We start from the raw sequence: 26,047 nt of genomic DNA, 5'->3' as shown, positions 1-26,047 counted from the left end.
GCCTGCAGAAGAGGAGACAACGTCTTGTCGCTCACCACTCCGCCGCGTCCGGTGGCTCTCGCGGATGAGATTCCTGAACTTGCTCGTCTCGCCCGGGTCGGCACCAGGTTGCACCCCCGGCCGGGAAGCCCGACGGTGCTGGAGAGCTCCGTCGGCGGACCGTTGTTGTGGCCTGAGGACGAGCCATGGCCGTTCTGTCCTGGCGACCATGCGTTCGAAGAGGATGGCTCGGAGCCGCTGCCTTTGATCCCCGGAATCCAGCTCTATCTTCGCGATGCTCCTGCGCTGCCGCATCCTGCTGGAGCCGACCTTCTCCAGCTGATGTGGTGCCCGACGTTGAGCATCGACTCCGACGATCACACCGCCGACGGGCATCTCCAAGCTTTCTGGCGGGCGTCCACCGAGATCACGACAGTGCTGGGCGATCCACCTCGGGCGCCGAGAGAGCGCATCTGGGCGGATATCGTTCCGGCGCCATGTGTGGTGCATCCCGAGCACATCACCGAGTACCCCACGGCCGACTGGCTGCCGGAGGAGCTCGCGGGCGCTGCAGAGCGGTGGGAAGCGATCTTCGGTGAAGACTGGAGATATACCTACAACTCCCTCGCGGTCGCGCAAGGCATCAAGGTCGGTGGGTGGGCCGGTGCGGCCTCATTCTGGGGTCCCGCTGGGCCGGAGTACTTCCGTTGTGAATGCGGTGCGGCGCTCGATGCGCTGGTCCAGCTCGATGATGAATGGGACGGGTCCAATATCTGGAGACCGATCGAGGACGCTGAGAGCACAACGTATGAGCTACGGCGACGTACCCAACTCGCTGCTGACCTGCAGATAGGTCGTGGGTACGCGCTCCAGACCTACTACTGCACTGCCGACTGGACCCATCCGATCGCGCGCTACATGCAATGACCTCGAGCAGCCGGTGAAGACAAGTCTGGCGTAGCCGACGAGCGCGGATCCCGCGAAGGAATGCAGTTGGCTGAGTTCACCGAGGCGTACGGCTTCGGCCATCGAGGCGTCGGGGCGAGGTCGGCGGAGACCGATTCACTCGAGATCAGTCGTCATCCACTGATCCCGGGAGTGCGCCATGTCGCTGTCGTCCGTCGCGTCCAAGACCTTCACCTCAACGCTGGCCGGCGTGGCACTGGCCGCAGGCACGATGCTCGTTCCGGTGGCGGTCAACGCCGTCGAGGCCCACCGGGCCGAGGACATCACCGTCACCGCCCACCGCGGCGCGAGCGCGTACGCCCCCGAGAACACCCTCGCCGCCTTCGCCGTCGGCATCGAGCAGGACGCCGACTGGATCGAGTCGGACGTGCAGGCCACCAAGGACGGCGAGCTCGTGCTGATGCACGACACCACCCTGTCGCGCACCACCGACGTCGAGCAGCGCTTCCCCGGCCGCTCGCCGTGGAACGTCAAGGACTTCACCCTCGCCGAGATCAAGACCCTCGATGCCGGCTCCTGGTTCGGCGAGAGGTACGCCGGAGAGCCGGTGCCCACGCTGAAGGAGATGGTCGAGCAGGTGCGGCCGACGCGGTCCGGGATCCTGATGGAGCTCAAGTCGCCCGGGCTCTACCCGGGTATCGAGAAGAAGGTTGCTGCCGAGTTCGACTCGTTCCCGGGCTACGTCGAGTCCGCCGTCGCCGCCGGCCGGCTCGCCGTGCAGAGCTTCGACTTCGGCTCCATGAAGACCTACAAGAGCATCCAGCCCGAGGTGCCGGTCGGTCTGCTCGGTACCCCGGCCTACGCCGACCTGGACAGCTACACCTGGGCCGACCAGATCAACCCGCACCACGGCTCCTTCGACGCCGGCTACGTCGCCCGGGTCCACCGGCTCGGGATGGACATCCACTCCTGGACGGTCAACGACGCCGCCACGATGAGCTCGGTCCTCGACCGCGGGGTGGACGGCATCATCACCAACAACCCCGACGTCCTCCAAGACGTGATCGCGGAGCGGCGTACGCCTGAGCTGGGCGGTCGAGACGCCGCCTGAGCCGCCGACAGATCGTCACGCGGCGTTCACCGCACACCGGCCCCAGGGACTCCCGGGGCCGGTGTGATCGGGTCATGAACACGCTGAACCCCACTCGCATGCGTACTCTCGCGCTTGCTGCCGCCGCGGCGCTCGCCACCGGGATCGTCCTGGTCTCGAACCCCGCCTCCGCGGCGGCCACCACCACGACCGCCGCCCAGGCGGCCAAGCACCACCACGCCGACCCGATCGTCTTCGGTCACCGCGGTGCCTCCGGCTACCGGCCCGAGCACACCCTGGCCGCGTACGACCTGGCCATCCAGCAGGGTGCCGACTTCGTCGAGCCCGACGTGGTCTCGACCAAGGACGGCGTGCTCGTCGCCCGCCACGAGAACGAGATCTCCGGCACCACCGACGTCGCCGACCACCCCGAGTTCGCCGGCCGCAGGACGACCAAGACGATCGACGGCACGGCGCTGACCGGCTGGTTCACCGAGGACTTCACCCTCGCCGAGCTGAAGACGCTGCGGGCCAAGGAGCGCATCCCGGGCGACCGCCCCGCTAACACCGCCTACAACGGCCTCTACGAGGTGCCGACCCTCGACGAGGTGCTCGACCTTGTGGACGCCAAGGAGGCCGAGACCGGCCGCACCATCGGCGTCGCCCCGGAGACCAAGCACCCGACGTACTTCGACTCCATCGGTCTCTCGCTCGAGGAGCCGCTCGCGAAGAGCCTCAAGCGCCACGGCCTCGGCGGCAAGCGCGCCGCGGCGGTGATCCAGTCCTTCGAGATCAGTAACCTCAAGGACCTCAACCGCATGGTTGACACGCCGCTGGTGCAGCTGGTCGACTTCGGCGGGGCGCCCTACGACCAGGTCGTCGCCGGGACCGGCGTGACCAACGACCACCTGGTCACCGACAAGGGTCTGCGCAGCATCAAGAAGTACGCCGACCAGGTGGCGCCTTACAAGTTCTACTTCATCCCGCGCAACGCCGACGGCACCCTGGGTGAGGCCACCGACCTCGCCCAGCGCGCCCACCGCGTCGGGCTGCCGACCGTCATCTGGACGATGCGCGCGGAGAACAAGTACCTGCCCACCGAGTGCCGCGTCGGGACCGACCCGATCGCGATCGGTGACCTCGGCTGCGAGGTCGGTCCCTACCTCCACGCCGGTGTCGACGCGTTCTTCACCGACCACCCCGACCTGGGCGTGGCTGCCCGCGACGAGTGGGTTGCTACCAATCAGTAGACACCTCGCGACATCACGTACGGCCCTCGCTATTGTCGGCGGGGGCCGCACGTGTTCGTGGGGCCGGTCACAACCAAAGGAGCTTGAGTCATGGGTCGTTTCGACGGACGCGTCGCAGTCATCACCGGTGCGGCGCGAGGGATCGGTTTCGGAGTCGCCACGCGTTTCGCCGAGGAGGGCGCCTCGGTCGCGATCATCGACCTCGACGAGGCCGCTGCCGCTGAGGCCGCCGCCAAGCTCCCGCTCGCCGAGGGCGCGAAGTCGGTCGGCATCGGCGCCAACGTCGCCAAGGCCGAGGACGCCGAGGCCGCGATCGCGCGTGTCGTCGAGGAGCTCGGTGGCCTGCACATCCTGATGAACAACGCCGGCATCACCCGCGACAACCTGCTCTTCAAGATGACCGAGGACGACTGGGACCTGGTCATGAACGTCCACCTCAAGGGCCACTTCCTGATGAGCAAGGCCGCGCAGGCGGTCTTCGTGAAGCAGAAGTACGGCAAGATCATCAACGTCTCCTCGACCTCGGCCCTCGGCAACCGCGGCCAGGCCAACTACTCGGCGGCCAAGATGGGCGTGCAGGGCTTCACCCGCACCCTCGCCATCGAGCTGGGCCCCTACGGCGTCAACGTGAACGCCATCGCGCCGGGCTTCATCGCCACCGAGATGACCGACCAGACCGCGGCCCGCCTCGGCCTCGACGTCGACGAGTTCCGCAAGCTCTCGGCCGAGGCCAACCCGGTCAAGCGCGTCGGTGAGCCCGGCGACATCGCCGCCGCCGCTGCCTTCCTGGCCAGCGACGAGGCCTCCTACATCACCGGCCAGACCCTCTACGTCGACGGCGGCGCGACCGTCGCCTGATCTGGTCAGGACCGAACCCCGGGCGTGCCCGCGTTGGATGCAACGATTACCGTCTGACACTCGTCTTGGTACTGAGCGCCGATGCAGGCCGATGCAGATGGAGATTGATGATGCGTACGTCCCGCCCGGGGTTCCTCCTGCGATCAGTGGCAACACTGGCCGCCGCGGGTCTGGTCCTGACCGGCTGCGGCTCCTCGGAGGAGCCCAAGGAGACGAAGCCGTCGCCGTCCGCGCCGGCTGAGCCCGACCACGAGCCGCTGACCGGCGTCGAGCTCCCCGAGGGGCAGAGCGCGGCGCGCAAGCACCCGGCCTACATCGTCAAGATCGACAACACCGCGGCCAGCGACCCGCAGTACGGCGTCGCCAAGGCGGACATGGTCGTCCAGGAGCTGGTCGAGGGTGGCGTGACGCGCCTGGCCGTCGCCTACTACTCCCAGCTCCCGAAGGAGGCCGGTCCGGTCCGCTCCATGCGGGCCACCGACGCCGGCATCGCCGCGCCGATCGGTGCCAAGATCCTGACCAGCGGCGCGGCCCCCTACACCTTCGCGCAGCTGAAGAAGCACGACATCTCGTGGATCGACATGTCCACCCCCTACGTCGTACGCGACACCAGCAAGCCCCACGACTTCCTGCACAGCGTGGTCGGCAAGGTCGCCAAGGTCGGGAAGGCCGCCGAGAGGAAGGGCAAGGCCAAGCGGCCCGGCGACTTCATGCCCTGGGGCGACGAGACCACGAAGCTGGCCGGCGGCAAGCCGGCCCGGGCCGTCGACGTGAAGTTCTCCCAGGCGCGCACCGACAACTGGGTCTTCAAGGGTGGCAAGTACCACCTGCAGAACAACTACATGGCCAAGAGCGGCCAGTTCCTCGCCGACACCGTCGTGGTCGCGCAGACCAAGACCACCATCGCCCCCTACAAGGACCCGGGCGGCGCGATCGTGCCCGTCTCCCACTTCACCGGCCGGGGCAAGGCGTGGATCCTGCGCGAGGGCCAGATCGTCGAGGCGACCTGGGTGAAGAAGGGCGAGAAGGGCGCGGTCACCTTCACCGACGCGCAGGGCGCCGCGATCGAGATCCCGCCGGGCAAGGTCTGGCTGGACCTGATCCCGAAGGGCAACGGCCAGGTCGAGCCCGGAGGCGTGACCGTCAGGTAGCGCGCAGAGAGATCGCCCGATCTCTCAGCGCATGTCCTCGACCTTGACCCCCTGCTTCGCCAGGGTCTGGACCCCGGTCAGCAGGTAGGTGACGGCCAGCTCGATGCGCTCGGCGGCGTCCTCGGGGTTGCTGGCCTCGGTGACGGACTCGCCGGCGGCCGACATCGCCCCGAAGAAGAGCCGGGCGAAGGTGGCGACCATCTCGTCGTCGACGGTCCGGTCGCCGGCGCGCAGGACGGCGGCGACGATGTCCTCGACGACGGTGAACGTGGAACGCTCCTCCTGCTCGCGGTAGCGCTGGTAGCCGAGGACGGCGGGGCCCTCCTGCACGACGATGCGGCGGTAGGTCGGCTGCTGGACGGCCTCCAGGAAGGTCCGCAGCCCGGCCCGGGCCTGCTCCCACGGGTCCTTCGACTCGCGCATGGCGGCGTCGATGCTCTGCGCGGTCGCGGCCTCGACCTTCTCGAAGACGACCTCGTAGAGCGCCTGCTTGCCGCTGAAGTGGTGGTAGAGCGCGCCCTTGGTGACCTCGGCGCCGGCCACGATGGCGTCCAGCGACGTGCTCGCGTAGCCGTGCTCGGTGAAGAGTCTCTCGGCGACCTCGACCAGCGTCTTCTTGGTCGAGGCGGAGAACTGCTGCCTCCGTGACATCCCCGGCACCGACGGAAGCGGGGGAACCTTGGGGACGAGCTTGCTCACGGACGACTTTGCCACCCATCCACTCTAACGGCCGTGTCAGGAATCACCGTCCCGGCTATTGGCCATACCGTTGGTATGTCCAATACTATAGGTACGTACTCGCGGTATGTGAGTGCCAACCTTCCGCAAGGAGCCGACAAATGAGCTGGACCAGCCATCACAAGCGCGGGGAGATCCTCCGCGGCGTGGTCGCCGCCGTCGACGAGCGTCGAGACGGCCTGCTGCCCATGGATCTTCCCGGCGTCACCGAGACCTTCACCGACGAGCTCGACCTGCTCGCCGCCCTCCAGCTGCGCTGGCACACCCGCCTGTCCGGGCGCATCGAGACCGAGCTCGCCAACCAGCCGATGGATCTCGAGGACGCCGTCGTCCGGGCGTGGCACGGCGCTGCCGACGACCTGCCCGGCATCCGCACGGTCCTCGACCGCTATCACGCGCTTCCCGTCGACGACGCGATGGCCACCGCGCTGGCCAAGTCGCAGACCAAGGAGCACCTGACCCTGGCCGTCATGGCGGGCAAGGGTGCGTTCGCCGACGCCGAGTGCGTACGCCTCGGCTCGATGATCGAGGCACGGGCTCGTGCCGAGTACGAGCCCGCCGTCGAGGTAGTCGAGCGCGGGCCCTTCGCCGGCCTCGTCGACATGTTCCGGGCGGTCCGCTCGGCAGCCTAGGCCTGTCCTGAGCTTGTCGAAGGGCTGCGTACGGACCTTCAAGCCAGGCCCCGGGGCCGGTGTGCTCCCTCCCGCGGACTCCCTTCCGCACCTCCCTTGGCACCGGTCCCGGGGCCGTTGTATTTGTTGGGTTCTTGTTGCGGCTGACGTACCCCAGGTGATGCGATCATGGCGTCATGACGAAGCAGAAGGACGTACGCGCCGGGCGGCTGCTGGTAGCCACCCCGGAGCTTCGCGACCCCAACTTCGTCGACACCGTCGTGCTGCTGATCGAGGTCAACGACGACGGTGCGCTGGGTGTGGTGCTGAACCGGCCCTCGCCGGTGCCGGTCGCCGAGGTGCTGCATCCGTGGGCGACGTCGGTGGCCGTTCCCGACGTCCTCTTCCAGGGCGGCCCGGTGAGCAAGGACTCCGCGATCGCGGTGGCGCTCCTGGTCGACTCCGACGACCCGCCGCTGGGTTTTCGCCCGGTGGTGGGACGCCTCGGGCTGCTCGATCTCGACACGCCGGTCGAGCTCGTCGACGGCACCCTGTCGCGGCTGCGCATCTTCGCCGGCTACGCCGGCTGGGGCGCCGCTCAGCTCGAGGGCGAGGTCGAGGAGGGGTCCTGGTACGTCGTCGACAGCGAGCCCTACGACTCGTTCCTCGACGACGTGAGCTCGATGTGGTCCGCGGTGCTCCGACGCCAGCCGGGTGAGCTGGCCTTCCACGCCACGCGCCCGCCCGATCCGGAACTCAACTAGAGGACCAGTAGACTGGGAGGCATGGGCATCCTGGGATTCGGCACGAAAGAAGCCGTCAAGGAACGGGAGGACGTTCGTCATCAAGACGTCCCCACCGAGGAGGGTGACCACGACCGCTACTCCCACTATGTGGAGAAGGACAAGCTGACCGAGGCGATGGTCATGGGCACTCCCGTGGTCGCGCTGTGCGGCAAGGTGTGGGTGCCGAGCCGCGACGGGTCCAAGTTCCCGGTCTGCCCCGACTGCAAGGAGATCTTCGAGGGGATGCCGCCGGGCGGTGGCGAGGGCGACGACGAGTGAGTAGCGCCGACCTCCCCGGCGCCCTCACACCCGCGTGGCCGAACAAGGCCGCGTGGGGCACTGCGCCCAAGCTTCGTGCTTGGCAGCAGGAGGCGCTGAACGCCTACCTCACCGACCACCCCCGTGACTTCCTCGCCGTGGCGACGCCCGGCGCCGGTAAGACGACCTTCGCGCTGACGGTCGCAGCCGAGCTCCTGGGCCGCCGCCTGGTCGACCGGGTGACCATCGTCGCCCCGACCGAGCACCTCAAGGTGCAGTGGGCCGAGGCGGCCGCGCGGGCCGGCATCCCGATCGACCCGACCTACTCGGCCGGTCAGGGCAAGACCTCGGCCGACTACGTCGGGATCGCGGTGACCTACGCGGGTGTCGCGGTCAACCCGCTCGCGATGCGGATCCGCACGGAGCGGTTCAAGACGCTGGTGATCCTCGACGAGGTGCACCACGCCGGCGACGCGCTCTCCTGGGGTGACGGTGTCCGGGAGGCCTTCGAGCCGGCCGCTCGCCGGCTGGCGCTGACCGGGACGCCGTTCCGCTCCGACACCAACCCGATCCCGTTCGTCACCTACGCACCCGGCGAGGACGGCATCCCGCGCTCGGCGGCCGACTACACCTACGGCTACGCCGAGGCGCTGCGCGACCACGTCGTCCGGCCGGTCCTCTTCATGGCCTACTCGGGACAGATGCAGTGGCGCACCCGGGCCGGCGACGAGATCGCCGCCCACCTCGGTGAGCCGCTGACCAAGGACCTGACCTCGCAGGCGCTGCGGACCGCGCTCGACCCGGCCGGGTCCTGGATCCCGTCGGTGCTCGCGGCCGCCGACAAGCGGCTGACCGAGGTGCGGCGCCACGTCCCCGACGCGGGTGGGCTGGTCATCGCCACCGATCAGGACTCGGCGCGCTCCTACGCCAAGACGATCAAGTCGATCACGGGGGAGTCGGCCACGGTCGTCCTCTCCGACGAGAAGGCCGGCTCGAAGAAGATCGCCAAGTTCGCCGAGTCCGACGACCGCTGGATGGTCGCGGTCCGGATGGTCTCCGAGGGCGTCGACGTGCCCCGGCTCGCCGTCGGGGTCTACGCCACGACCACCTCGACGCCGCTCTTCTTCGCCCAGGCGGTCGGGCGCTTCGTACGTGCTCGTACGCGGGGTGAGACCGCCTCCGTCTTCCTGCCGTCGGTGCCCAACCTGCTCGGCTTCGCCTCCGAGCTGGAGCTGCAGCGCGACCATGTGCTCGGCAAGAAGGTCACCAGCGAGGACGACATCTTCGCCGCCGAGGACGCCCTGATGGCCGCGGCCAACGCCGAGGAGGGCGCCTCCGAGGAGGAGCTGGGGGCTTGGGAGGCGATGGGCTCCGAGGCACGCTTCGACCGGGTGCTCTTCGACGGTGGCGAGTTCGGCCACTCCGGTGAGGTGCACGTCGGCTCGGAGGAGGAGATGGACTTCCTCGGCATCCCCGGGCTGCTCGACGCCGACCAGATGAAGACCCTGCTCCAGCAGCGGCAGAGCGACCGGGCGCGCAAGCAGAAGTCGGCCTCGGGACCGGTCGCCGCCGACGAGCCCGTCGCCGCGGTTGCCGCCCACGAGCAGCTCGCCGTGCTCCGGCGCGAGCTCAACGGCCTGGTCGCCGCCTGGCACCACCGCACCAAGACGCCCCACGGCGTCACCCACAACCGGCTCCGGAAGGAGTGCGGCGGCCCGCCCGCCGCGGTCGCCAACGCCGACCAGCTCAAGGCCCGCATCGACACCCTGCGTGACTGGGCCGCGCGCGGCTCGGCCTGATTTCGACGAGCCGACTCGGCGGGAGGGTCGAGGATTCGGGCACACTGTCTGCCATGAGGACGCGATGACAGCACTCGAGATCGCCGTGACGTCGGTGGACGGCGCGCTCGCCGCGCGTGCGGCCGGGGCGACCCGGGTCGAGCTCTGCACGGCCCTCGAGGTCGGTGGTGTCACCCCGTCGCAGGGGCTGGTCGAGGGAGTCCTCGACGCGGTCGGCGGCACCGACGCCGCCGACGGCTGGCAGGGCGTCCACGTGCTCGTCAGGCCGAGGCCGGGAGGGTTCGGCTACTCCGCCGAGGAGCGGCATCTCCTCGAACGTGAGGTCGAGATGGTCCTGGCGGCCGGGGTCGACGGGATCGTGATCGGCGCGCTCACTCCGCACGGGGAGCCCGACGTCGAGCTGGTCCGTGGCCTGGCGGATGCGGCCGCTGCGTACGAGGCGACGGTGACGTTCCACCGGGCCATCGACCTCAGCGCCGACCCGGTCGCGGCGATGCGGTCGCTGGCCGGGGTGGTCGACCGGGTGCTCACCTCAGGGGGTGCGCCGGCCGCCGCCGCGGGGGCCGCGACGATCGCCGAGATGGTCGCAACTGGGGGACCGGACGTACTGGCCGGAGGCGGCGTGACCGTCGATGCGATCGCGGCGCTGGCGGCGCTCGGGGTCGAGGGCGTGCATCTCTCCGCGAAGCGACGGGTCCTCACCGCCGGCCGGGTGGCCCTGGGCGTCGCCGACGACGGTGGTCACTGGGTGACCGATCCGGACGTGGTCGCGGCCGCGGCCGCCGCGCTGGCCTAGGCCAGGGTGTCGCCCTCGACCAGGTCGCGCAGCACCGAGACGGCGGCCTCGAGGTCGGCCTCGGTGCGGTGACGCGACTCCAGCCGCTCGGCGATGAGGTGCGAGATGCGCTCGCGCACGTCGGCCAGATCGGCCCGGCCCGCGTCGGTGAGCGTCACCAGGCTCGCCCGCGCATCGGCCGGGTTGGGCTCCTTGCTGACCAGGCCGGTCTCCACCAGCTGGGCGATCTGCGCCGACATGGTCGGCTGCGAGCAGCCGTCGGCCCGGGCCAGGTCGGTGATGCCGAGCGGCCCGATGGCGTCGAGGATCGTGAGGACGCGGACGCTGGCCGGAAGGTCGAGCGCGCGGCGTACGAGGCGCATGAGGCGTGCCGCGTAGACCACCAGGTCGCTGGAGAGGTCCAGGGTCTTCGCCGAAGCGGAGCCCGAGGCGGTCGGGCCTGCTGTGGGGAGCAGCTGCTGTGAAGGCATCGGTGGATTCCAGGGTTGGGGTTGCGGCGCGGTGAACGGGTGGAGACTATCTGAGAATGACTACGGAGCGGCACACCTGGATCGCGTTCCTGCGCGCCATCAACCTGGGCGCGACGCGAAAGTTCCCCAAGCAGGCGATCACCGCAGCGGTCGTGAGGGCAGGCGGAACCGACGTCGAGACCTACATCAACACGGGCAACGTACGCTTCGACCACCCGGTCGGCGACCGGGCCGAGATGGAGGCGATCCTGGAGGAGGCCTTCGCCGCCGACCGCTTCTTCGAGGTGCCGACGATCTGCGTCACACCCGCCGAGCTGAAGGTGATCGCCAACGACGCCGCGGCGGTCGGGATGGGTCACGAGGGCCGGCAGTTCGTGTTCCTGTGCAAGGAGCACAGCGATCCCAGCTCGCGTGAGGCACTGGTCGCCCGGGCGGGCGAGGGCGAGCGGGTCTATGTCATCGGTCGGGCCGTGCACCTGCTCACCGAGAGCTTCCAGCAGACGAAGATCACCAACGCCGTGGTCGAGCGCCACATCGCCATCAGCACCAACCGCAACCTCAACGTGATCCGCACCCTCGCCGACCGTTGGGCCTGAGGCCCGCTGCGCCCCTACTGCGCCTCGATGCGATCGAGATAGCTTCGGCGTACGTCGTCGTCGACGCGGGTGATCGCGGCGTCGTCGTGCACGGCGCGGCGGATCAGGCGCATCACCCGCTCGGGGACGAGCGGAGCGCCGGCGGCGGCGAGGCCGACGTAGGACGGGACCGCGATCTCGGCCGCCCGGGTGCGCACCGACCTCATCACGGCGGCCGCGATGTCCTCGGGGTCGACCGTCGGGAGGACGCCGAGGTCGATGCCGGAGGAGAGCTCGGTGCGGACGGCGCTCGGCAGCACGGTGGTCAGCGAGACCCCGGTGCCGTCGAGCTCGAGGCGCGTGGCCGCGCTGAGGCCCACGACGGCGTACTTGCTGGCGTTGTAGACCGCCAGGCCCTTGAGCGGGAACTTGCCCGCCAGTGAGGCCACATTGGCCACGTGGCCGTGGCCGCGCGCGATCATCCCGGGCAGCGCCAGCCGCATGCCGTGAATGACTCCGTAGACGTTGACGTCCATGGTGAGCCGGTCGATCCGGTCCTCCTGCTCGAGGAAGGCGCCGTTGGGCATGACGCCGGCGTTGTTGACCAGGACGTCGACCGGCCTGCCATGGGCCTCCTCCGCGGCGGCGAGGAAGTCGGCGTAGGACTCCTTGTCGGAGACGTCGAGCCGGTGACCGCTCGCGCCCCGGCCGAGTCCTGCCGCTGCCTCCCGCGCCAGCGCGTCGTCGAGGTCACCGAGGGCCACCTTCGCCCCGGCCGCGGCGAACTCCTTCGCCGTGGCCAGGCCGATACCGCGGGCGGCGCCGGTGACGACGACCAGCGCGCCGTCGAGGTCGATCCTGGGGCAGCGGGTCATGCGGACACCTCGGTCTCGGCAGGCTCGACCACCGAGGTGATCTGGAAGTCGGCGGGGTCGAAGCGGCTGATCCGGCGGACCAGCTCGCCGGTCGACCACGGCCAGGAGAAGCTGTTGCGGCCGTTGGCGTCGATGAAGTAGCTGTGGCACGAGGCCCCGCTGTAGGCGGTGCCGGCGAGCGCGGCCTGCACGTCCGCGACGTACGCTGCCTGGGCCTGTGGGGTCACGTCGAGCTGTGTCCAGCCCTGCTCGCGGGCGGTGGTGACGGCGTCGGTGATCATCGCGACCTGCGACTCGGCGACGGCGAAGGCGGAGCCGTGGCCGGTACCGAGGCTCGGGCCGAGCACCACGAACGCGTTGGGGAAGCCGGCGACCGAGGTGCCCTGGTAGGCCTCGGGGGAGCCTGCCCAGTGCTCGGCGAGCGTACGGCCGTCGGCCCCGCGGATCAGGTCGGCGACCGGCATGTCGAGGATGTGGAAGCCGGTGCCGAGGATGATCGCGTCGACCTCCGCCCTGCTGCCGTCGGAGCCGATCACGGTCGATCCCTCGACCCGCTGGACGCCGGTCGCGTGCACCTCGACGTTCGGCTTCGTCAGCGACTGGAGGTAGTTGTTGGAGAAGAGGATCCGCTTGCAGCCGAGCAGGTAGTCGGGCGTCAGCTTGGCCCGCAGCTCCTCGTCCCGGACGGCGACGCGCAGGTAGGCCTCACCGATCTTCTGCAGCCCGTGCATCAGCGGCTTGGGGCGGTGGAAGGCGAGGCCGACGGTCTCCATCGCGGCGTACTCGACGGCGCCGAGGGCCTTCTCGAAGAATGGGACGTTGCGCTTGACCCACTTCTCCGCCTCCGGCACCGGGTGGTCGACCTTCGGCAGCACCCAGTGGGCGGTGCGCTGGAAGAGGTGCAGATCGGCGACCTGCTTCTGGATCTCGGGCACGAACTGGACGGCCGACGCACCGGTGCCGATCACGGCGACCCGCTTGCCGTCGAGGTCGACGTCGTGGTTCCACCGCGCCGAGTGCCAGACCTCGCCGGGGAAGTCGGCCAGGCCGGGGAGGTCCGGGATCTTCGGCTCGTTCCACGGGCCGGCGGCCGCGACCAGGAAACGCGCGGTGATCTCACCGGCGCTGGTCTCCAGGCGCCACTCGGCGGACTCGCTGCTCCAGGCGGCTCCGAGGACCTCCACGCCGAACCGGGTGATGTCCTCGAGGCCACGGTCGCGGGCGACGCGGTCGATGTAGGCGAGGATCTCCGGCTGGTTGCCGTAGACCCGCGACCAGTCGCTGTTGGGGGCGAAGGAGAACGAGTAGAGGTTGGACGGTACGTCGCAGGCACATCCCGGATAGGTGTTGGCCCGCCAGGTGCCACCGTAGGTGTCGGCTTTCTCCAGGATGACGACGTCCTCGACGCCTGCCTCGCGCAGCTTGATCGCGGCGGCGATGCCGGAGATGCCGGCGCCGATGACGACGACCTCGTGATGCTTGCTCATGCGGTTGCTCCTTCGAGTGCGGCCGCGACGCGGCCGGGAACGTGTCGGCGGGCCGCGGCGAGGGTGGCCTCGCGGCGGCCGAGGTCCATGAAGTTGGGGCCCATGTCGGCGAGCTCCTCGGGACCGGGCTCGACCCGGATCACTCGCACCCCGGCCGCCCGGAGCCGGGCGACCTCGCGGTCGAGCACCGCGGTCATCTGGGAGCGCAGCAGTCGCTCGACCCGGTCGATCCCGCGGGCCGGTACGCCGCCCTCGGTGGTCATCGGGGCGACCACGACGACCTCGTCGACCACCTGGCCGAGGAGGAGGTCGGCCGAGACGGAGGAGACCGCGCCGCCGTCGACGTAGCGACGGCCGGCGATCTCGACCGGCGGGAACCAGCCGGGGATCGCCCACGACGCGGCGACGGCCGCGCTCAATGAAGTCGCCGGGGCGTCGTCGGAGCCGAACGCCACCCGCTCGCCGGTGGTCGCGTCGGCCGCGACCAGCCAGGTCGCGGGGTGGCCGACCCAGCCGTCGGGACCGGCCAGCGCGTCGCCGTACTCCCGCAGCCAGCCGGCGTCCCCGCGGCCCCGGGGGAGCAGCCCGGCCAGCGCGCTGTAGGGCGAGCGGCGCGAGAGCCCGGACCGGACCAGGCCGAGCGCCGGCAGCGCGGGAGCCGGCATCGGCGGCACCGTGCCGGGGTGGACGGCGACGTGGGCCGCCAGCACCGGGTCGGCGCCCGGTGTCCCGTCGAGAGCGTCGAGCAGGTCCTGCGGCGTACGGCCGGACCCGAGGGCCGCGACGATCTCGGAGCCCGCGGAGGTGCCGACCAGGACGTCGGCGGTCCGGGCGTCCCAGTCGAGGGCCTCCTCGAGGGTGCGGAGGGCGACGGCCGTCCAGGCGAACCCGAGGGTGCCGCCGCAGCCGATGGCGAGCGCGCGTCGTTGCGTCATGATTCGGATACTAACGGTATTTGAATACCGACGGTAGGTCTGGCTGGTAAGATCTGGGCCGTGGGCCGGATCACGCGCAAGGAGTCGCACGCGCAGACGCGGGAGCGACTCGTCCAGACCGCACATCGCCTGTTCCTCTCGGACGGCTACAACGCGACCTCGCTCGACAAGGTCGCCGCCGAGGCGGGCTACTCGAAGGGCGCCGTCTACTCGAACTTCGCGACCAAGCACGATCTCGGCCTGGCCGTGCTCGACGTGATCCATCAGGAGCGGGCGCTGTCCCTGGCGAGCGCGGTCAACGGGATCGAGACCGTCGAGGGCCGGATCGACGCCTTCGCGGCGTGGGCCGAGGCCAACATCGGTGACGTCGGCTGGACCGCGCTCGAGGTCGAGTTCGCGACCAGCACCCGTCGCGTCCCGGGCGTGAGCCAGCAGCTCGCCAACAGGCGCCGCGAGCTGACCGCGGCGGTCGCCGGCCTCATCGAGCAGCAGGCCGACGAGCTCGGCCTCACGCTGCCCTCACCGGCCGAGGAGGCCGCCGTCCAGCTGCTCTCCCTCGGCATCGGGCTGGGTGTGCAGCGTGCGTTCGACCCCGACCTGTCGGTCGCCAGCCTGGTCGACCTGCTGCGGTCGTTGCTGGAGAGCGCGAGACCCTAGTGCGCCCTTGGCGCCGGGGTCAGTGGGCCGGGGCGCCGTTGCGCTCGGCGGAGGGGAACGAGACCCGGTTCAGGCCGCGTACGGCCGGGCTCAGCAGCGTCGCCAGCGAGATCACCACATAGGCGATGCCGGCGATCGCGAGCATGTTCTCGATCCCGTACGCAGCAGCCAGTGGCCCCATCGCCAGCTGCCCGACGGGGATGGCGATATAGGTGCCCAGCTGGTCGTAGGAGGACGCGCGGGAGAGCAGCTCGCCGGGGACGTTCTCCTGCATCGACAGCTGCCAGCCGAGGCTGAAGACCTGGATGCCGGCGCCGGAGAGGGTGGCCGCGGGTAGCAGCACGCCGAGGTCGGTGGAGAACCCGAGCGCCGCGATCGGCAGCCCGAACAGGGCCATCCCGATCATGCCGTAGAACAGCGGCCGCTCGAGCCGGACCTTCATCAGCACGAGTGTCGCGGCGAGCACGCCGATGCCCTGGAAGGTGAGAATCAGACCCCAGCCGCCCGCGCCCAGCGACGATCCCTCGGCACGCTGCGGGCCCAGGGTGAGCAGCCCACCCTCGTAGAGCGCGTTGAGCATCGTCGCGGCGCCGACGCAGAGCCACAACCAGCTCGTGGTGCGGAAGTAGTCCCAGCCCAGGCGCAGGTCGCCGATCACCGAGGCCTTGCCGACCGACCCGCTGAGCTTGACCGGCAGCAACAGCAGCGCGGCGATGATCCAGGTGGCCGCGTCGAGGGCGAGCGCCCAGCCCGCGCCGACGCTGAGGACGAGGAGGCCGGCGGTGCCGGGGCCGGCGACCGCGACCACCGCCCGCGTCAGCGACATCAGCACGTTGGCCTCCTGCAGCATGGTGCGGGGCACCACGAGCGGGATGATCCCCTGCTGGGCGGGCAGGCCGGCGGCGGAGACGATGCCGTTGAGGGCGGAGAGGACGATCAGGTGCCACAGCTCGGCGACCCCGGCGATGACCAGAACGGCGACCGCCGCCTGGCTCAGGCCGGAGATCAGGTTGGAGGCGAACAGGATCCGGGCCCGACCCATCCGGTCGGCGAGCACGCCGCCGATGAGCATGAAGACGATCATCGGGATGGTGCGGGCCGCGAGGACGGCGCCGATCGCGATCGGCGCGTCGCTCACCTCCAGGACGGCGAAGGCGAGCGCGACGGGCGCCATGAAGTTGCCCACCATGTTGATCGAGCGGGACGCGAAGAACCATCGGAAGTGGGGTTCGCGAAGTGGGGCTGTCGCCGAGATCCGAGCCATTCGAGAGACAATAGACCTTCGGGCGATCTCTATCTGCTGAAAATTCCCAAATCTGTCACGAGACCGCGATCCCCGCCGCTCGCATCTCCTCGATCGCCGTCGCGGTCGACGCTGCGGCCACTCCCGCGGCCAGGTCGGAGAGCAGCCTGGTGTGGAATCCGGCCGCCCGTGCGTCGAGCGCGGTGGCGCGTACGCAGTAGTCGGTCGCCAGCCCGCACACGTCGACCTCCTCGACGCCCTGGGCGCGGAGCCAGTCGGTCAGGGTGGTGCCGCCGGTGGCCGCGCCCTCGAAGCCGGAGTAGGCCGCTGCGTACTCGCCCTTGCGGAAGATCTCGTCGAAGGTGACCGGGTCGAGGTTGGGGTGGAAGGCCTCCCCGTCGGTGCCGACCACGCAGTGCGCCGGCCAGGAGTTGGCGTAGTCCGGCGGGTTGCCGAAGTGGTCGCCCGGGTCGATGTGGTGGTCCTTGGTGGCCACGACCAGCCCGTACGTCTGGTCCGGCTCCTTGCTCGCCGCCCGCTCGCGCAGCAGCTGACCGATGTCGTAGGCCACCCGGGCCCCGCCGTCGACCGGCAGGGACCCGCCCTCGCAGAAGTCGTTCTGTACGTCGACCACGATCAGTGCACGCGTCATGCTCGCCAGCGTAGACGGTGACGGTACATCCGGCCGGGCGGCGTGCGATCAGATGAACTGGGTAGGGATCGCGGGATCGCCCTTGAGGAGCGAGTGGGCGATGACCGGGAGCTCCGCGACCGAGGCCCGGTGGCGGTCGCGAGCCGCGTCGAGGGGCTCGCGACCGACGACCTCACCCTTGCGCACGAGCTGGGTGAGGAGGGGACGGTCGTTGTTGTCGCCCTCAGGAGCGGTGCCGATGCCGATCACCTCGGCGTCGGCGACATCCTTGCGGTTGCGGCGGCGCAGGGCGTACTTGCGGCCGCCGATCGAGGTCTTGGACGCGCTCTTCTTGGCGACCGGCTCCAGCTCGCCGGAGGCGCCCTCGCGGGCGACCAGCTTGTAGACGAACCCGGCGGTGGGGTGGCCGGAGCCGGTGACCAGCTGGGTGCCGACGCCGTAGCCGTCGACCGGGGCGGCCGCCAGGGCGGCGATCGCGTACTCGTCCAGGTCGCTGGTCACGATGATCTTCGTCTCGGTGGCGCCGAGGTCGTCGAGCTGGCGGCGTACGTCGTGGGCGAGCAGCCCCAGGTCGCCGGAGTCGATCCGCACCGCACCGAGCTCGGGACCGGCGATCTCGACCGCCTTCGCCACCGCCTCGGCGATGTCATAGGTGTCCACCAGCAGCGTGGTGCCCTTGCCGAGCGAGGCGACCTGCGCGCGGAAGGCCTGCTCCTCGGTGTCGTGCAGGAGGGTGAAGGAGTGTGCGGAGGTGCCGGTGGTGGGTACGCCGAAGCGGGCCCGGGCAGCCAGGTTGGAGGTGGCGGTGAAGCCGGCCACGTAGGCCGCGCGGGCGGCGGCGACCGCGGCGGCCTCGTGGGTGCGGCGCGAGCCCATCTCGATGCACGGGCGCTCGCCGGCGGCCAGCGTCATCCGGGAGGCCGCGGTGGCGATGGCCGAGTCGTGGTTGTAGATCGAGAGCAGCACCGTCTCCAGGACGACCGCCTCGGCGAAGCTGGCCTCGACCACGAGCAGCGGCGACTGCGGGAAGAAGGTCTCGCCCTCGGCGTACCCCCAGACGTCGCCGGTGAACCGGTAGCCGGCCAGCCACTCCAGCGTGGGGCCGTCGACGACGCCCTCCAGGATCGCCAGCTGCTCGGAGTCGAAGCGGAACGCCTCGATCGCGTCGAGGGCCCGGCCGACCCCGGCGACGACGCCGTAGCGCCGCCCGCCGGCCAGGCGCCGGGGGAACAGCTCGAAGACGGCGCGGCGCTCCGCGGTGCCCGCCTTCAGGGCGGCCTGGAGCATGGTCAGCTCGTAGTGATCTGTCAGGAGCGCGGTCGAGTCCGCTGTCGAGTCCACGAGCACATCGTGGCACGATGGACTGTATGAGCGCGCCAAGCCCTGTGGAGCTCGACGAGCCCGAGGTCGACGACCTCGTCGCGCCCGCGACCCCGTGGGTGACCATCGTCTGGAACGACCCGGTCAACCTGATGTCCTACGTCACCTTCGTCTTCCAGAAGTACTTCGGCTACTCCAAGAAGAAGTCGGAGAAGCTGATGATGGAGGTGCACAACGACGGCAAGTCGGCCGTCTCCTCCGGGTCTCGCGAGGAGATGGAGCGCGACGTGCAGGCGATGCACGAATACGGTCTCTGGGCGACCTTGGAGAAGCAGGATTGATGGGCGGGTTCAGCTACCACCGCCGCAGCAAGCAGATCATCGCGACCTTCTCCGGATTCGAGGCCGATCTGCTGCGTTCGCTGGCCTCCCAGCTCGTCGAGCTGCTGCGCAACGAGGTCGCCGCGCCCGCCGAGAGCGACGACCCGCTCGAGGCGCTGCTCGACTTCTCGGGACCGACCACGGAGCCGGAGGATCCGGTCTTGAAGCGGCTCTTCCCGAGTGCCTACGGCGACGACACCGAGGCGGCCGGGGAGTTCCGGCGGTTCACCGAGGGCGGGCTGCGCGACGGCAAGGCGCGGGCCGCCTCGACGATCATCGACTCGCTCGAGGAGGCCGGGCTCCCGCCCGAGCTCGACGAGGACGGGCTGGTCATCGACGTCGAGCTCCCGATCGCCGACGCCGAGGCGTGGATGCGCTCCTTCACCGACATCCGGCTGGCGCTCGCCACCCGGCTCGGGGTCGAGGAGGGCGACGAGGACTTCTGGGACTCCCTGCCCGAGGACGACCCCGCCGGCCAGGTCTACGGGATCTACCAGTGGGTCGGGATCCTGCAGGAGACCATCGTCGAAGCGCTGTGGTCAGCGGAGTGAGTCGGCGGTCAGCCTGACCAGGATCGTGCGCAGGCTCTCCCGGTCGCTGTCGGGAAGGACGGCCAGGAACTCGTCGGCCGCCTCCTGACGGGCCTTGTCGATCTTCCGGCCGAGACGTACGCCCTCCTCGGTCGCCACCACGCAGACCGCCCGGCGGTCGGCCGGGTCGGGCTGCCGCGCCACCAGGCCGTGACCCTCGAGGCCGTCGACGACCTCGGTGGCCGACCTGGGCACGATGTGCAGTCGCTCGGCCAGTGCCGAGAGCCGGATCGGCTCGTCGGCGGCGAGCACGATGCGCAGCGCTCGGCTCTGCGACGGGGTGATGCCCCACCGGGCCGTGGCGGCGCCGAAGCGCCGACGGAGGGTGCGGGCTGCCGCCATCAGCAGGTCGGCGGTCTCGTCCACGGGAATAACTCTAACCCATCGTGGGTTTGCCTCATTGTGAGTCAACCTCAGTAATCAGGATCGAGGTGTTCGGATGAGTGACCCGCACCCCAACAAGTCTTCCCGCGAGTCCGGCCGCGACGGCCGTGACCCCCAGAACAAGCGCGCCGACCGCGCCCAGCTCGAGGCCAAGCCGGTCTCGCTGCGCCGGATCGCGCGCCTCTTCGCGCCCTACCGAGGGCGCCTGCTTCTCGTCGTGGCGCTGATCGTGGTCAGCTCGGTGATCGGGCTGGCGCAGCCGTTCCTGGTCAAGCACGTCATCGACACCGCCCTGCCCGAGCGTGACACCTCGCTGCTGCTGCTCAGCGTCGCCGCGATGGTGCTCGTCGCGATCGCCTCCGCCGCCCTCGGGGTCGCCCAGACGCTGATCTCGACCGAGATCGGCCAGCGGGTCATGCACCGGCTGCGTACCGACCTCTTCGGGCACCTGCAGCGCCAGTCGCTCGACTTCTTCACCCGTACGCGGGGTGGGGAGGTCCAGTCGCGGATGGTCAACGACATCGGCTCGATGCAGTCGGTGGTCACCTCCACCGCGACCTCGATCGCGGCCAACGTCACCGTCGTGGCCGGCACCGTGGTGGCGATGATGGCGCTCAACTGGCGGCTCGCGCTGATCTCCCTGGTGGTGCTGCCGCCTGCGGTGTGGACCACCCGCAAGGTGGCGCAGATGCGCTACGCCGTGACCACCCAGCGGCAGGCCAGGATGGCCGACCTGCACGTGCAGGTCGAGGAGGGGCTCTCGGTCAGCGGCATCCTGCTGACCAAGACCCTCGGAGCCGCGCCGGCCCTGGCCGCCCGCTTCGAGCAGACCTCTCACGACCTCGTCGGCCTCGAGGTACGCAGCCAGCTCGCCGGACGGTGGCGGATGGCGACCATGCAGGTGGTCTTCGCCGCGGTTCCCGCCGCGCTCTACCTCGCGGCCGGCTTCCCGGCGACCTCCGGTGCGCTGACGATCGGTACGCTGGTCGCCTTCGTCTCGCTGCAGGGCTCGCTCTTCCGGCCGCTGATGGGGCTGCTCAACGTCGGGGTCGACGTCACGTCCTCGCTGGCGCTCTTCTCCCGGATCTTCGAGTATCTCGACCTGCCGGTCGAGATCGACGACCCTGTTTCGCCCGTGCCTCTGGGTGAGGCTCGCGGCGAGGTCGTCTTCGACGACGTCGGGTTCACCTACGACGGCTCGCACCCGGTCCTCGAGGACATCTCGCTGCGGGTGCCCGCGGGCGGCTCGCTGGCGCTGGTCGGGGCGACCGGTTCGGGCAAGTCGACGCTGGCCGGGATGGTCGCGAGGCTGCACGACCCGACCTCAGGCCGGGTGATGATCGACGGGATCGACCTGCGCGACCTGGACCTGGCCGACCTGGCCGCCAACGTCGGCATGGTCACCCAGGAGACCTACCTGCTCCATGCGAGCGTCCGGGACAACCTGCGCCACGCCCGTCCCGAGGCGAGCGACGCCGAGATCGAGGCGGCCGCCCGTGCGGCCCGGATCCACGATCTGATCGTCGAGCTCCCCGACGGCTACGACACCCTGGTCGGCTCCCGCGGCCACCGCTTCTCGGGCGGCGAGCAGCAGCGGCTGGCGATCGCCCGCACCCTGCTGCGCGACCCGCGCGTGCTCGTGCTCGACGAGGCCACCTCGGCGCTCGACAACACCACCGAGCGGGAGGTGCAGGCTGCCCTGGACCGCCTGGCGGAGGGGCGTACGACGATCACCATCGCCCACCGGCTCTCCACCGTCCGTGACGCCGACCAGATCGCCGTCCTCGACCACGGCCGGGTCGTCGAGGTCGGCACCCACGAGGAGCTGCTGCTGCGGGGCGGTGCCTATGCCGACCTCGTGCGAGGCGGGCTGACCGTCGCCGCCTAGCACGGTCGGCAGGGCTCGGCCGGCGGGAGTCCGAGTGCCGGTCACGTTCAGGAGCCGGCCCAGGTCCGCCTAGGCTGATCCCGTGCTGACCATCGACCAGGCGACGTACGACGCGATCGTCGCCCACGCGAAGCGCGACCATCCCGACGAGGCGTGCGGGATCGTCGCAGGCCCCGAGGGGTCCGACCGGCCCGAGCGGTTCATCGAGATGATCAACGCCGCCGGCTCGCCGACCTTCTACGAGTTCGACTCGACCGATCTGCTCCAGCTCTACAAGGAGATGGACGCGAACGACGAGGAGCCGGTGGTCGTCTACCACTCCCACACGGCCACCGAGGCCTACCCCTCCCGCACCGACATCGGGCTGGCGATGGAGCCGAACGCCCACTACGTGCTGGTCAGCACCCGTGAGCACGGAAACGACGAGGGTCCGGTCGAGTTCCGGTCCTACCGGATCGTCGACGGCAACGTCACCGAGGAAGAAATCAACATCGTCCCGACGTTGTCGTGACGCGCACCACCTACATCTAGGAGAACGAACCCATGGCCATCGAGGTCAAGATCCCGACCATCCTCCGCACCTACACCGCCGGTGAGAAGGCAGTCAGCGCCGAGGGCAAGACCCTGAGCGCGCTCATCGACGACCTCGAGGCGAACCACTCCGGCATCAAGGAGCGCCTCATCGACAACGGTGACCTGCGCCGCTTCGTCAACGTCTACATCAACGACGAGGACGTACGCTTCATCGGCGGTCTCGACGCCGAGCTCAAGGACGGCGACCAGGTCGTCGTGCTGCCTGCGGTCGCCGGCGGCTGCTGACCTCTTAGCCCAGAATGCCGCGGTCGTACGCTCGTGCGACCGCGGCTGCTCTGTCTGTGACCCCCAGCTTGTCGAAGATGTGACCCAGGTGGGTCTTCACCGTCGCCTCGCTGACGAACAGCGTGGCGGCGATCGCGCGGTTGGTGGTGCCGCGGGCGACCAGGGTGAGCACCTCGCGCTCGCGCGGGCTGAGCTGGGCCGACGGGCCCGGTGAGCGGAGCCGGGAGGCCAGCCGGGTCGCGACCGCGGGGGAGAGGACGGTCTCGCCGGCCGCGGTCGCCCGGACGGCCTCGACGAGGTCTGTCGTGGGGGCGTCCTTGAGCAGGTAGCCGGTCGCCCCGGCCTCGATCGCGGCGACCACGTCGGTGTCGGTGTCGAACGTCGTCAGGACGAGTACCCCGGTCCGCGACTCCTTGGCGCGGAGCCGCTCGATCACCTCGACGCCGCTGGTGCCGGGCATCCGGAGGTCGAGGACGAGGACGTCCGGATGGAGCGTCTCGACGAGGGCCAGCGCCTCCTCGCCGTCGCCGGCCTGGCCGACGACCTCGAAACCTTGGGCGAGGAGCACCCCGACCACCCCGTCGCGTACGACCGGGTGGTCGTCGGCGACCACGATCTTGATCGATGGGTTCATGCAGGTCCTCGGGGGAGTGCGGGGATGCTGGCGGAGACGGCGGTGCCGGAGCCGGGGGCGGACTCCAGGGTGAAGGTGCCGGTCAGGCGCTGGGCGCGGTCGCGCATCACGCCGAGCCCGAACGCGGACGAGCGGCGCGGAGCGGCGGGGTCGAAGCCGGAGCCGTCGTCGCGTACGTCGAGGATGACCTCGGACCCGTCGAAGGTGAGCGTGACCCCGACCCGTCGTGCGGAGGCGTGCTTGGCGACGTTGGCGAGGGCCTCCTGGGCGATCCGCAGCAGGGTCGCCTCGACCTCGGAGTGCAGCGCGGTGGCCTCGCCGACGACGACGAAGGAGGCCTCGACGCCGTGGTCGTCACGCCAGCTCGCGACCAGGGCCGACAGCGCGTCGGAGAGGCTCGCGTCGGCCAGCTCGGCCGGGGCGAGATCCTGCACGGACCGGCGGGCCTCGACCAGCGCGGTGCGGGCCATCTCGGTGGATCGGGCCACCCGGCGGCGTACGTCCTCGACGTCCGCGGAGCCCTGGGCGGCCTGGAGCTGGGCGACGACGCCGGCCAGGGACTGGGCGATGGTGTCGTGGATCTCGCGGGCGAGGCGCTCGCGCTCGTCGCGTACGCCGGCGGAGCGCGACTGGGCCAGGAGCTGCTCCTGGAGCCGGTGGTTCTCGGCGAGCGCGTCCTCCAGCCGGACGATCGTCTCGCCCCGCTCCCGGCTGATGGCGTCGAGGTGCTCGCTGTAGTGGCCCATCAGCGTCGCCAGCCCGAAGTTGACCACGAACAGCAGCGGCAGCAGCATCGCCTGCCAGGGGTTGTCGTAGGGCGGCGGTCCGCCGGTCTGACCGACGGCCATGATCGCGGCCGTCACCCCCATCGCCACCCAGCGCAGGCGGCCGCGGAAGGAGTCGAAGGCGTCCAGGAAGCCGACCCACGCGACGATGCAGAAGAGCGGGTGCATCACGGTGAGGACGGCGATCAGCAGCGTGCGCCCGATGTAGGCGACCGGGTGCGGGCCGCCGTGGACATAGGCCCACCACCAGGACCACACCGCGACCGCCGCCACCAGCCCGCCGAACGCCACTCGCCCTTCGAGAGTGCTGGGTCCCAGCACCGGCAGCGTCGCGATGCAGATGGTCGTGGCGAGCACGGTCAGCGCCAGGGGCAGCACCTTGAGATTGCGCACCCAGCGCTGATCGTGCTCGACGACCGAGTCCATGCCCAGACCCTCTCACTCCCACTTGAAGGCGCGCACGGCAATCACGTAGAGCACGATCGCCCAGCCGCCCATCACCGCGAGGTCCATCAGCTGCGGGAAGGCCCCGGCGCCGGCGTCGTTGAGGGCGTTCGACGCCGCGCCGTACGGAGTGAGCGAGATGACGTCACGGACGGGGCCGCCGAAGACCTCGACGGGGAAGTAGACCCCTGCGGTGAACATGCTGGGGATGAAGGCCACCATCGCGACCACCTGTCCGGTCCTGGCGTTGGGGGAGACCGCGGTGATCGCGGTCCCGATCCCGAGCGAGACGGCCAGTGCCAGCAGGTAGGCCGCCGCGTACCCGAGGAGCGATCCCGGCAGCGGCGTCCCGAAGACCACCCGGCCGACCACGAGCACGATCACCGACGAGGCCGCGACCGCGACCGCGTGCACCAGGACCTGGCCGAGCAGGATCGAGGCCGGCCGGGCCGGGGTGGTGCCGAGCCGCCGCAGGACCCCGCTCTCGCGATATCCGGTCAGCGTCGGCGGCATCGTCATGATCGCCGCCATGATCATCGAGAGCAGCACCGTGGTCGGTACGTAGAGGTCGATCAGCCGCCGGTTGCCGAAGTCCTCGTTGTACTCGCGGAAGGCGGGCACGACCCCGAGCACCACGAGCAGCAACGTCGGGAACGCGAGGATCCAGAAGAGCGAGAGTCGCTCCCGGGCGAAGAGCCGGGTCTCCGTACGGATCATGGCAACGGTCGGGCTGGTCATCGGAGAACCTCCATGTCGGTGACGGTCTCGGTGAGGTCGAGGTAGGCGGCGTCGAGGCTGCCGGCGGCGACCCGCAGCCGAAGCGGTGCCACCCCCTGCGTACGCAGCGCCTCGATGACCGCGAGCGCGACCCCTTCGGCGCCCTCGACGGTGACGGTGCCGTTCTCGCTGCGCGCGGCGGTGACGCCGTCGAGCTCGCGCAGGGAGGCCAGGTCGATCGCGACCGAGGTCTCGAAGGTCGTGATCGTGGCGGCGGAGGCGGAGTCGATGAGTCCCGCCGGGGTGTCCAGCGCCCGGATCCGGCCGGCGTCGACGATGGCGATCCGGTCGCAGAGCGTCTGGGCCTCCTCCATCGAGTGGGTGACCAGCAGGACGGTCACACCCCGGTCGCGTACGTCCCGGACCAGGTCCCACACCTCACGGCGCGCCCGCGGGTCCAGGCCGGTGGTGAGCTCGTCGAGCACGACGACCCGAGGCCGGCCGATCAGCGCCAGCGCGATCGAGAGCCGCTGCTGCTGGCCGCCGGAGAGGTTCTCGAACCGCTGCCGCAGATGGGCCCCGAGTCCCAGCCGCTCGGCCAGCGGCGCCCACGGCTCCGGGTCGTCGTAGAACGCGCTCCACAGCTCCAGCGCCTCCTGGACCGTGATCTTCGGCTGCAGCTTCGCCTCCTGGAGCTGTACGCCGAGCACCTCCGTCACCGCCGCGCGGTCCGTCCACGGATCGATGCCGTGGACCCGGATCCGGCCCCGGTCGCCGACCCGCAGCCCGGCGATCGACTCGACGGTCGTGCTCTTGCCGGCCCCGTTGGGTCCGAGGATGCCGAAGATCTCGCCCTCGTGGACGCTCAGGCTGATCTCGTCGACCGCCACCTTGTCGCCATAGGTCTTGCGCAGGCCGTCCACGACGACCGCTGGTTCTCGCTCCTGATGCATACGTTCAGCCTGGTGCGT

30 protein-coding genes are annotated in these 26,047 nt (G+C 70.3%); 17 read left to right on the top strand and 13 right to left on the bottom strand.

From position 1 onward, the window contains the following. Window positions 1-24 precede the first annotated feature (24 nt). From HD557_RS18920 to HD557_RS18900, 5 genes are all read left to right on the top strand, one after another. On the top strand, window positions 25-906 hold the full coding sequence (locus HD557_RS18920; RefSeq protein ID WP_008358679.1) for a hypothetical protein: 882 nt from the start codon (window positions 25-27) through the stop codon (window positions 904-906). A gap of 178 nt (window positions 907-1,084) precedes the next feature. Then, on the top strand, window positions 1,085-1,996 hold the full coding sequence (locus HD557_RS18915) for a glycerophosphodiester phosphodiesterase (protein ID WP_008358678.1): 912 nt from the start codon (window positions 1,085-1,087) through the stop codon (window positions 1,994-1,996). A gap of 74 nt (window positions 1,997-2,070) precedes the next feature. Beyond that, window positions 2,071-3,225 carry a glycerophosphodiester phosphodiesterase gene (locus HD557_RS18910; RefSeq protein WP_008358676.1) on the top strand — a complete coding sequence of 385 codons (1,155 nt, stop codon included), beginning with the start codon at window positions 2,071-2,073 and terminating at the stop codon, window positions 3,223-3,225. A gap of 90 nt (window positions 3,226-3,315) precedes the next feature. Then, complete coding sequence (locus HD557_RS18905; protein ID WP_008358674.1) at window positions 3,316-4,083, top strand: SDR family NAD(P)-dependent oxidoreductase; 768 nt, start codon at window positions 3,316-3,318, stop codon at window positions 4,081-4,083. 110 nt (window positions 4,084-4,193) lie between these two features. Next, window positions 4,194-5,234, top strand: coding sequence for a DUF3048 domain-containing protein (locus HD557_RS18900; protein WP_196875019.1), 1,041 nt, complete (start codon window positions 4,194-4,196; stop codon window positions 5,232-5,234). A 24-nt stretch (window positions 5,235-5,258) separates the two neighbouring features. On the opposite strand, the gene HD557_RS18895 is transcribed toward HD557_RS18900, so the two are convergent. Further along, complete coding sequence (locus HD557_RS18895; RefSeq protein ID WP_040755278.1) at window positions 5,259-5,948, bottom strand: TetR/AcrR family transcriptional regulator; 690 nt, start codon at window positions 5,946-5,948, stop codon at window positions 5,259-5,261. Window positions 5,949-6,073: 125 nt separating this feature from the next. Here HD557_RS18895 and HD557_RS18890 point away from each other — a divergent pair, with 125 nt between their 5' ends. From HD557_RS18890 to HD557_RS18870, 5 genes are all read left to right on the top strand, one after another. Continuing rightward, on the top strand, window positions 6,074-6,604 hold the full coding sequence (locus HD557_RS18890; protein WP_008358668.1) for a hypothetical protein: 531 nt from the start codon (window positions 6,074-6,076) through the stop codon (window positions 6,602-6,604). 176 nt (window positions 6,605-6,780) lie between these two features. Beyond that, window positions 6,781-7,347: a YqgE/AlgH family protein gene (locus tag HD557_RS18885; RefSeq protein ID WP_196875018.1), complete on the top strand. Its 567-nt coding sequence runs from the start codon at window positions 6,781-6,783 to the stop codon at window positions 7,345-7,347. A 21-nt stretch (window positions 7,348-7,368) separates the two neighbouring features. Beyond that, entirely contained in the window at window positions 7,369-7,647 is a 279-nt protein-coding gene (locus HD557_RS18880) for a DUF3039 domain-containing protein (RefSeq protein WP_008358664.1), read from the top strand. Beyond that, complete coding sequence (locus HD557_RS18875; RefSeq protein ID WP_196875017.1) at window positions 7,644-9,425, top strand: DEAD/DEAH box helicase; 1,782 nt, start codon at window positions 7,644-7,646, stop codon at window positions 9,423-9,425. The genes HD557_RS18880 and HD557_RS18875 overlap by 4 nt, the downstream gene beginning before the upstream one ends. Before the next feature lie 64 nt (window positions 9,426-9,489). Further along, entirely contained in the window at window positions 9,490-10,221 is a 732-nt protein-coding gene (locus tag HD557_RS18870) for a copper homeostasis protein CutC (RefSeq protein WP_196875016.1), read from the top strand. On the opposite strand, the gene HD557_RS18865 is transcribed toward HD557_RS18870, so the two are convergent. Then, entirely contained in the window at window positions 10,218-10,691 is a 474-nt protein-coding gene (locus HD557_RS18865; protein ID WP_008358659.1) for a MarR family winged helix-turn-helix transcriptional regulator, read from the bottom strand. The genes HD557_RS18870 and HD557_RS18865 overlap by 4 nt on opposite strands. A gap of 56 nt (window positions 10,692-10,747) precedes the next feature. Here HD557_RS18865 and HD557_RS18860 point away from each other — a divergent pair, with 56 nt between their 5' ends. Next, complete coding sequence (locus HD557_RS18860; RefSeq protein WP_008358656.1) at window positions 10,748-11,287, top strand: DUF1697 domain-containing protein; 540 nt, start codon at window positions 10,748-10,750, stop codon at window positions 11,285-11,287. A 14-nt stretch (window positions 11,288-11,301) separates the two neighbouring features. On the opposite strand, the gene HD557_RS18855 is transcribed toward HD557_RS18860, so the two are convergent. The 3 genes from HD557_RS18855 to HD557_RS18845 are packed head-to-tail and all read right to left on the bottom strand — an operon-like array spanning window position 11,302 to window position 14,563. Then, window positions 11,302-12,141, bottom strand: coding sequence for an SDR family oxidoreductase (locus HD557_RS18855; RefSeq protein WP_196875015.1), 840 nt, complete (start codon window positions 12,139-12,141; stop codon window positions 11,302-11,304). After that, window positions 12,138-13,628, bottom strand: coding sequence for a flavin-containing monooxygenase (locus HD557_RS18850; protein WP_196875014.1), 1,491 nt, complete (start codon window positions 13,626-13,628; stop codon window positions 12,138-12,140). The genes HD557_RS18855 and HD557_RS18850 overlap by 4 nt, the downstream gene beginning before the upstream one ends. Then, window positions 13,625-14,563: a patatin-like phospholipase family protein gene (locus tag HD557_RS18845; RefSeq protein ID WP_196875013.1), complete on the bottom strand. Its 939-nt coding sequence runs from the start codon at window positions 14,561-14,563 to the stop codon at window positions 13,625-13,627. Before HD557_RS18845 ends, HD557_RS18850 begins: the two co-directional genes overlap by 4 nt. Window positions 14,564-14,623: 60 nt before the next feature. Between HD557_RS18845 and HD557_RS18840 the strand changes: the two genes are divergently transcribed. Beyond that, window positions 14,624-15,220 (top strand): TetR/AcrR family transcriptional regulator, encoded by a 597-nt coding sequence (locus tag HD557_RS18840; RefSeq protein ID WP_196875012.1) that lies wholly within the window; start codon window positions 14,624-14,626, stop codon window positions 15,218-15,220. A 19-nt stretch (window positions 15,221-15,239) separates the two neighbouring features. Here HD557_RS18840 and HD557_RS18835 read toward each other — a convergent pair whose 3' ends face one another. From HD557_RS18835 to HD557_RS18825, 3 genes are read right to left on the bottom strand one after another with little or no spacing between them, the layout of a single operon-like run. Continuing rightward, window positions 15,240-16,484 carry an MFS transporter gene (locus tag HD557_RS18835; protein WP_008358644.1) on the bottom strand — a complete coding sequence of 415 codons (1,245 nt, stop codon included), beginning with the start codon at window positions 16,482-16,484 and terminating at the stop codon, window positions 15,240-15,242. 55 nt (window positions 16,485-16,539) lie between these two features. After that, window positions 16,540-17,115 (bottom strand): isochorismatase family protein, encoded by a 576-nt coding sequence (locus tag HD557_RS18830; RefSeq protein ID WP_008358643.1) that lies wholly within the window; start codon window positions 17,113-17,115, stop codon window positions 16,540-16,542. A gap of 48 nt (window positions 17,116-17,163) precedes the next feature. Continuing rightward, the gene (locus HD557_RS18825) at window positions 17,164-18,456 is read right to left on the bottom strand and encodes a nicotinate phosphoribosyltransferase (protein ID WP_196875011.1); all 1,293 of its coding nucleotides are present in this window, start codon (window positions 18,454-18,456) and stop codon (window positions 17,164-17,166) included. Between the two features lie 26 nt (window positions 18,457-18,482). Here HD557_RS18825 and clpS point away from each other — a divergent pair, with 26 nt between their 5' ends. Both clpS and HD557_RS18815 read left to right on the top strand, forming a co-directional pair. Further along, window positions 18,483-18,776, top strand: coding sequence for an ATP-dependent Clp protease adapter ClpS (gene clpS / locus HD557_RS18820; protein ID WP_040755277.1), 294 nt, complete (start codon window positions 18,483-18,485; stop codon window positions 18,774-18,776). Further along, window positions 18,776-19,366, top strand: coding sequence for a DUF2017 domain-containing protein (locus HD557_RS18815; RefSeq protein ID WP_008358639.1), 591 nt, complete (start codon window positions 18,776-18,778; stop codon window positions 19,364-19,366). Before clpS ends, HD557_RS18815 begins: the two co-directional genes overlap by 1 nt. Here HD557_RS18815 and HD557_RS18810 read toward each other — a convergent pair. After that, window positions 19,355-19,771 carry a MarR family winged helix-turn-helix transcriptional regulator gene (locus tag HD557_RS18810; protein ID WP_196875010.1) on the bottom strand — a complete coding sequence of 139 codons (417 nt, stop codon included), beginning with the start codon at window positions 19,769-19,771 and terminating at the stop codon, window positions 19,355-19,357. The two genes, HD557_RS18815 and HD557_RS18810, sit on opposite strands and share 12 nt — an antisense overlap. A gap of 73 nt (window positions 19,772-19,844) precedes the next feature. Between HD557_RS18810 and HD557_RS18805 the strand changes: the two genes are divergently transcribed. The 3 genes from HD557_RS18805 to HD557_RS18795 all read left to right on the top strand — a co-directional run bounded on the left by HD557_RS18805 (window position 19,845) and on the right by HD557_RS18795 (window position 22,496). Next, window positions 19,845-21,677 (top strand): ABC transporter ATP-binding protein, encoded by a 1,833-nt coding sequence (locus HD557_RS18805; RefSeq protein ID WP_196875009.1) that lies wholly within the window; start codon window positions 19,845-19,847, stop codon window positions 21,675-21,677. A gap of 82 nt (window positions 21,678-21,759) precedes the next feature. Then, entirely contained in the window at window positions 21,760-22,188 is a 429-nt protein-coding gene (locus tag HD557_RS18800; protein ID WP_008358636.1) for a Mov34/MPN/PAD-1 family protein, read from the top strand. A 32-nt stretch (window positions 22,189-22,220) separates the two neighbouring features. Continuing rightward, window positions 22,221-22,496: a MoaD family protein gene (locus HD557_RS18795; RefSeq protein WP_008358635.1), complete on the top strand. Its 276-nt coding sequence runs from the start codon at window positions 22,221-22,223 to the stop codon at window positions 22,494-22,496. A 4-nt stretch (window positions 22,497-22,500) separates the two neighbouring features. On the opposite strand, the gene HD557_RS18790 is transcribed toward HD557_RS18795, so the two are convergent. Genes HD557_RS18790 through HD557_RS18775 form a run of 4 tightly spaced genes read right to left on the bottom strand, consistent with a single transcriptional unit; the run spans window position 22,501 to window position 26,029 of the window. Then, window positions 22,501-23,130: a response regulator gene (locus tag HD557_RS18790; protein ID WP_196875008.1), complete on the bottom strand. Its 630-nt coding sequence runs from the start codon at window positions 23,128-23,130 to the stop codon at window positions 22,501-22,503. Next, complete coding sequence (locus HD557_RS18785; protein ID WP_196875007.1) at window positions 23,127-24,341, bottom strand: sensor histidine kinase; 1,215 nt, start codon at window positions 24,339-24,341, stop codon at window positions 23,127-23,129. Before HD557_RS18785 ends, HD557_RS18790 begins: the two co-directional genes overlap by 4 nt. 12 nt (window positions 24,342-24,353) lie before the next feature. Continuing rightward, entirely contained in the window at window positions 24,354-25,097 is a 744-nt protein-coding gene (locus tag HD557_RS18780; protein ID WP_008358632.1) for an ABC transporter permease, read from the bottom strand. Then, on the bottom strand, window positions 25,094-26,029 hold the full coding sequence (locus tag HD557_RS18775; protein ID WP_008358630.1) for an ABC transporter ATP-binding protein: 936 nt from the start codon (window positions 26,027-26,029) through the stop codon (window positions 25,094-25,096). Before HD557_RS18775 ends, HD557_RS18780 begins: the two co-directional genes overlap by 4 nt. Between the last annotated feature and the right edge of the window lie 18 nt (window positions 26,030-26,047).

Source organism: Nocardioides luteus (assembly GCF_015752315.1).
Taxonomy (GTDB): Bacteria; Actinomycetota; Actinomycetes; order Propionibacteriales; family Nocardioidaceae; genus Nocardioides.
Note: the sequence above shows the minus strand (reverse complement) of the source record. Positions and strands in the feature narration are given on the sequence as shown.

What these genes read in the sequence shown, in the direction of transcription:
- HD557_RS18775 (WP_008358630.1), bottom strand. Translation starts at nt 26,029, where the DNA reads ATGCATCAGGAGCGAGAACCAGCGGTCGTCGTGGACGGCCTGCGCAAG.
- HD557_RS18785 (WP_196875007.1), bottom strand. Translation starts at nt 24,341, where the DNA reads ATGGACTCGGTCGTCGAGCACGATCAGCGCTGGGTGCGCAATCTCAAG.
- HD557_RS18860 (WP_008358656.1), top strand. Translation starts at nt 10,748, where the DNA reads ATGACTACGGAGCGGCACACCTGGATCGCGTTCCTGCGCGCCATCAAC.
- HD557_RS18845 (WP_196875013.1), bottom strand. Translation starts at nt 14,563, where the DNA reads ATGACGCAACGACGCGCGCTCGCCATCGGCTGCGGCGGCACCCTCGGG.
- HD557_RS18905 (WP_008358674.1), top strand. Translation starts at nt 3,316, where the DNA reads ATGGGTCGTTTCGACGGACGCGTCGCAGTCATCACCGGTGCGGCGCGA.
- HD557_RS18915 (WP_008358678.1), top strand. Translation starts at nt 1,085, where the DNA reads ATGTCGCTGTCGTCCGTCGCGTCCAAGACCTTCACCTCAACGCTGGCC.
- HD557_RS18865 (WP_008358659.1), bottom strand. Translation starts at nt 10,691, where the DNA reads ATGCCTTCACAGCAGCTGCTCCCCACAGCAGGCCCGACCGCCTCGGGC.
- HD557_RS18795 (WP_008358635.1), top strand. Translation starts at nt 22,221, where the DNA reads ATGGCCATCGAGGTCAAGATCCCGACCATCCTCCGCACCTACACCGCC.
- clpS (WP_040755277.1), top strand. Translation starts at nt 18,483, where the DNA reads ATGAGCGCGCCAAGCCCTGTGGAGCTCGACGAGCCCGAGGTCGACGAC.
- HD557_RS18850 (WP_196875014.1), bottom strand. Translation starts at nt 13,628, where the DNA reads ATGAGCAAGCATCACGAGGTCGTCGTCATCGGCGCCGGCATCTCCGGC.
- HD557_RS18790 (WP_196875008.1), bottom strand. Translation starts at nt 23,130, where the DNA reads ATGAACCCATCGATCAAGATCGTGGTCGCCGACGACCACCCGGTCGTA.
- HD557_RS18830 (WP_008358643.1), bottom strand. Translation starts at nt 17,115, where the DNA reads ATGACGCGTGCACTGATCGTGGTCGACGTACAGAACGACTTCTGCGAG.
- HD557_RS18855 (WP_196875015.1), bottom strand. Translation starts at nt 12,141, where the DNA reads ATGACCCGCTGCCCCAGGATCGACCTCGACGGCGCGCTGGTCGTCGTC.
- HD557_RS18900 (WP_196875019.1), top strand. Translation starts at nt 4,194, where the DNA reads ATGCGTACGTCCCGCCCGGGGTTCCTCCTGCGATCAGTGGCAACACTG.
- HD557_RS18890 (WP_008358668.1), top strand. Translation starts at nt 6,074, where the DNA reads ATGAGCTGGACCAGCCATCACAAGCGCGGGGAGATCCTCCGCGGCGTG.
- HD557_RS18910 (WP_008358676.1), top strand. Translation starts at nt 2,071, where the DNA reads ATGAACACGCTGAACCCCACTCGCATGCGTACTCTCGCGCTTGCTGCC.
- HD557_RS18815 (WP_008358639.1), top strand. Translation starts at nt 18,776, where the DNA reads ATGGGCGGGTTCAGCTACCACCGCCGCAGCAAGCAGATCATCGCGACC.
- HD557_RS18885 (WP_196875018.1), top strand. Translation starts at nt 6,781, where the DNA reads ATGACGAAGCAGAAGGACGTACGCGCCGGGCGGCTGCTGGTAGCCACC.
- HD557_RS18780 (WP_008358632.1), bottom strand. Translation starts at nt 25,097, where the DNA reads ATGACCAGCCCGACCGTTGCCATGATCCGTACGGAGACCCGGCTCTTC.
- HD557_RS18835 (WP_008358644.1), bottom strand. Translation starts at nt 16,484, where the DNA reads ATGGCTCGGATCTCGGCGACAGCCCCACTTCGCGAACCCCACTTCCGA.
- HD557_RS18880 (WP_008358664.1), top strand. Translation starts at nt 7,369, where the DNA reads ATGGGCATCCTGGGATTCGGCACGAAAGAAGCCGTCAAGGAACGGGAG.
- HD557_RS18805 (WP_196875009.1), top strand. Translation starts at nt 19,845, where the DNA reads ATGAGTGACCCGCACCCCAACAAGTCTTCCCGCGAGTCCGGCCGCGAC.
- HD557_RS18870 (WP_196875016.1), top strand. Translation starts at nt 9,490, where the DNA reads ATGACAGCACTCGAGATCGCCGTGACGTCGGTGGACGGCGCGCTCGCC.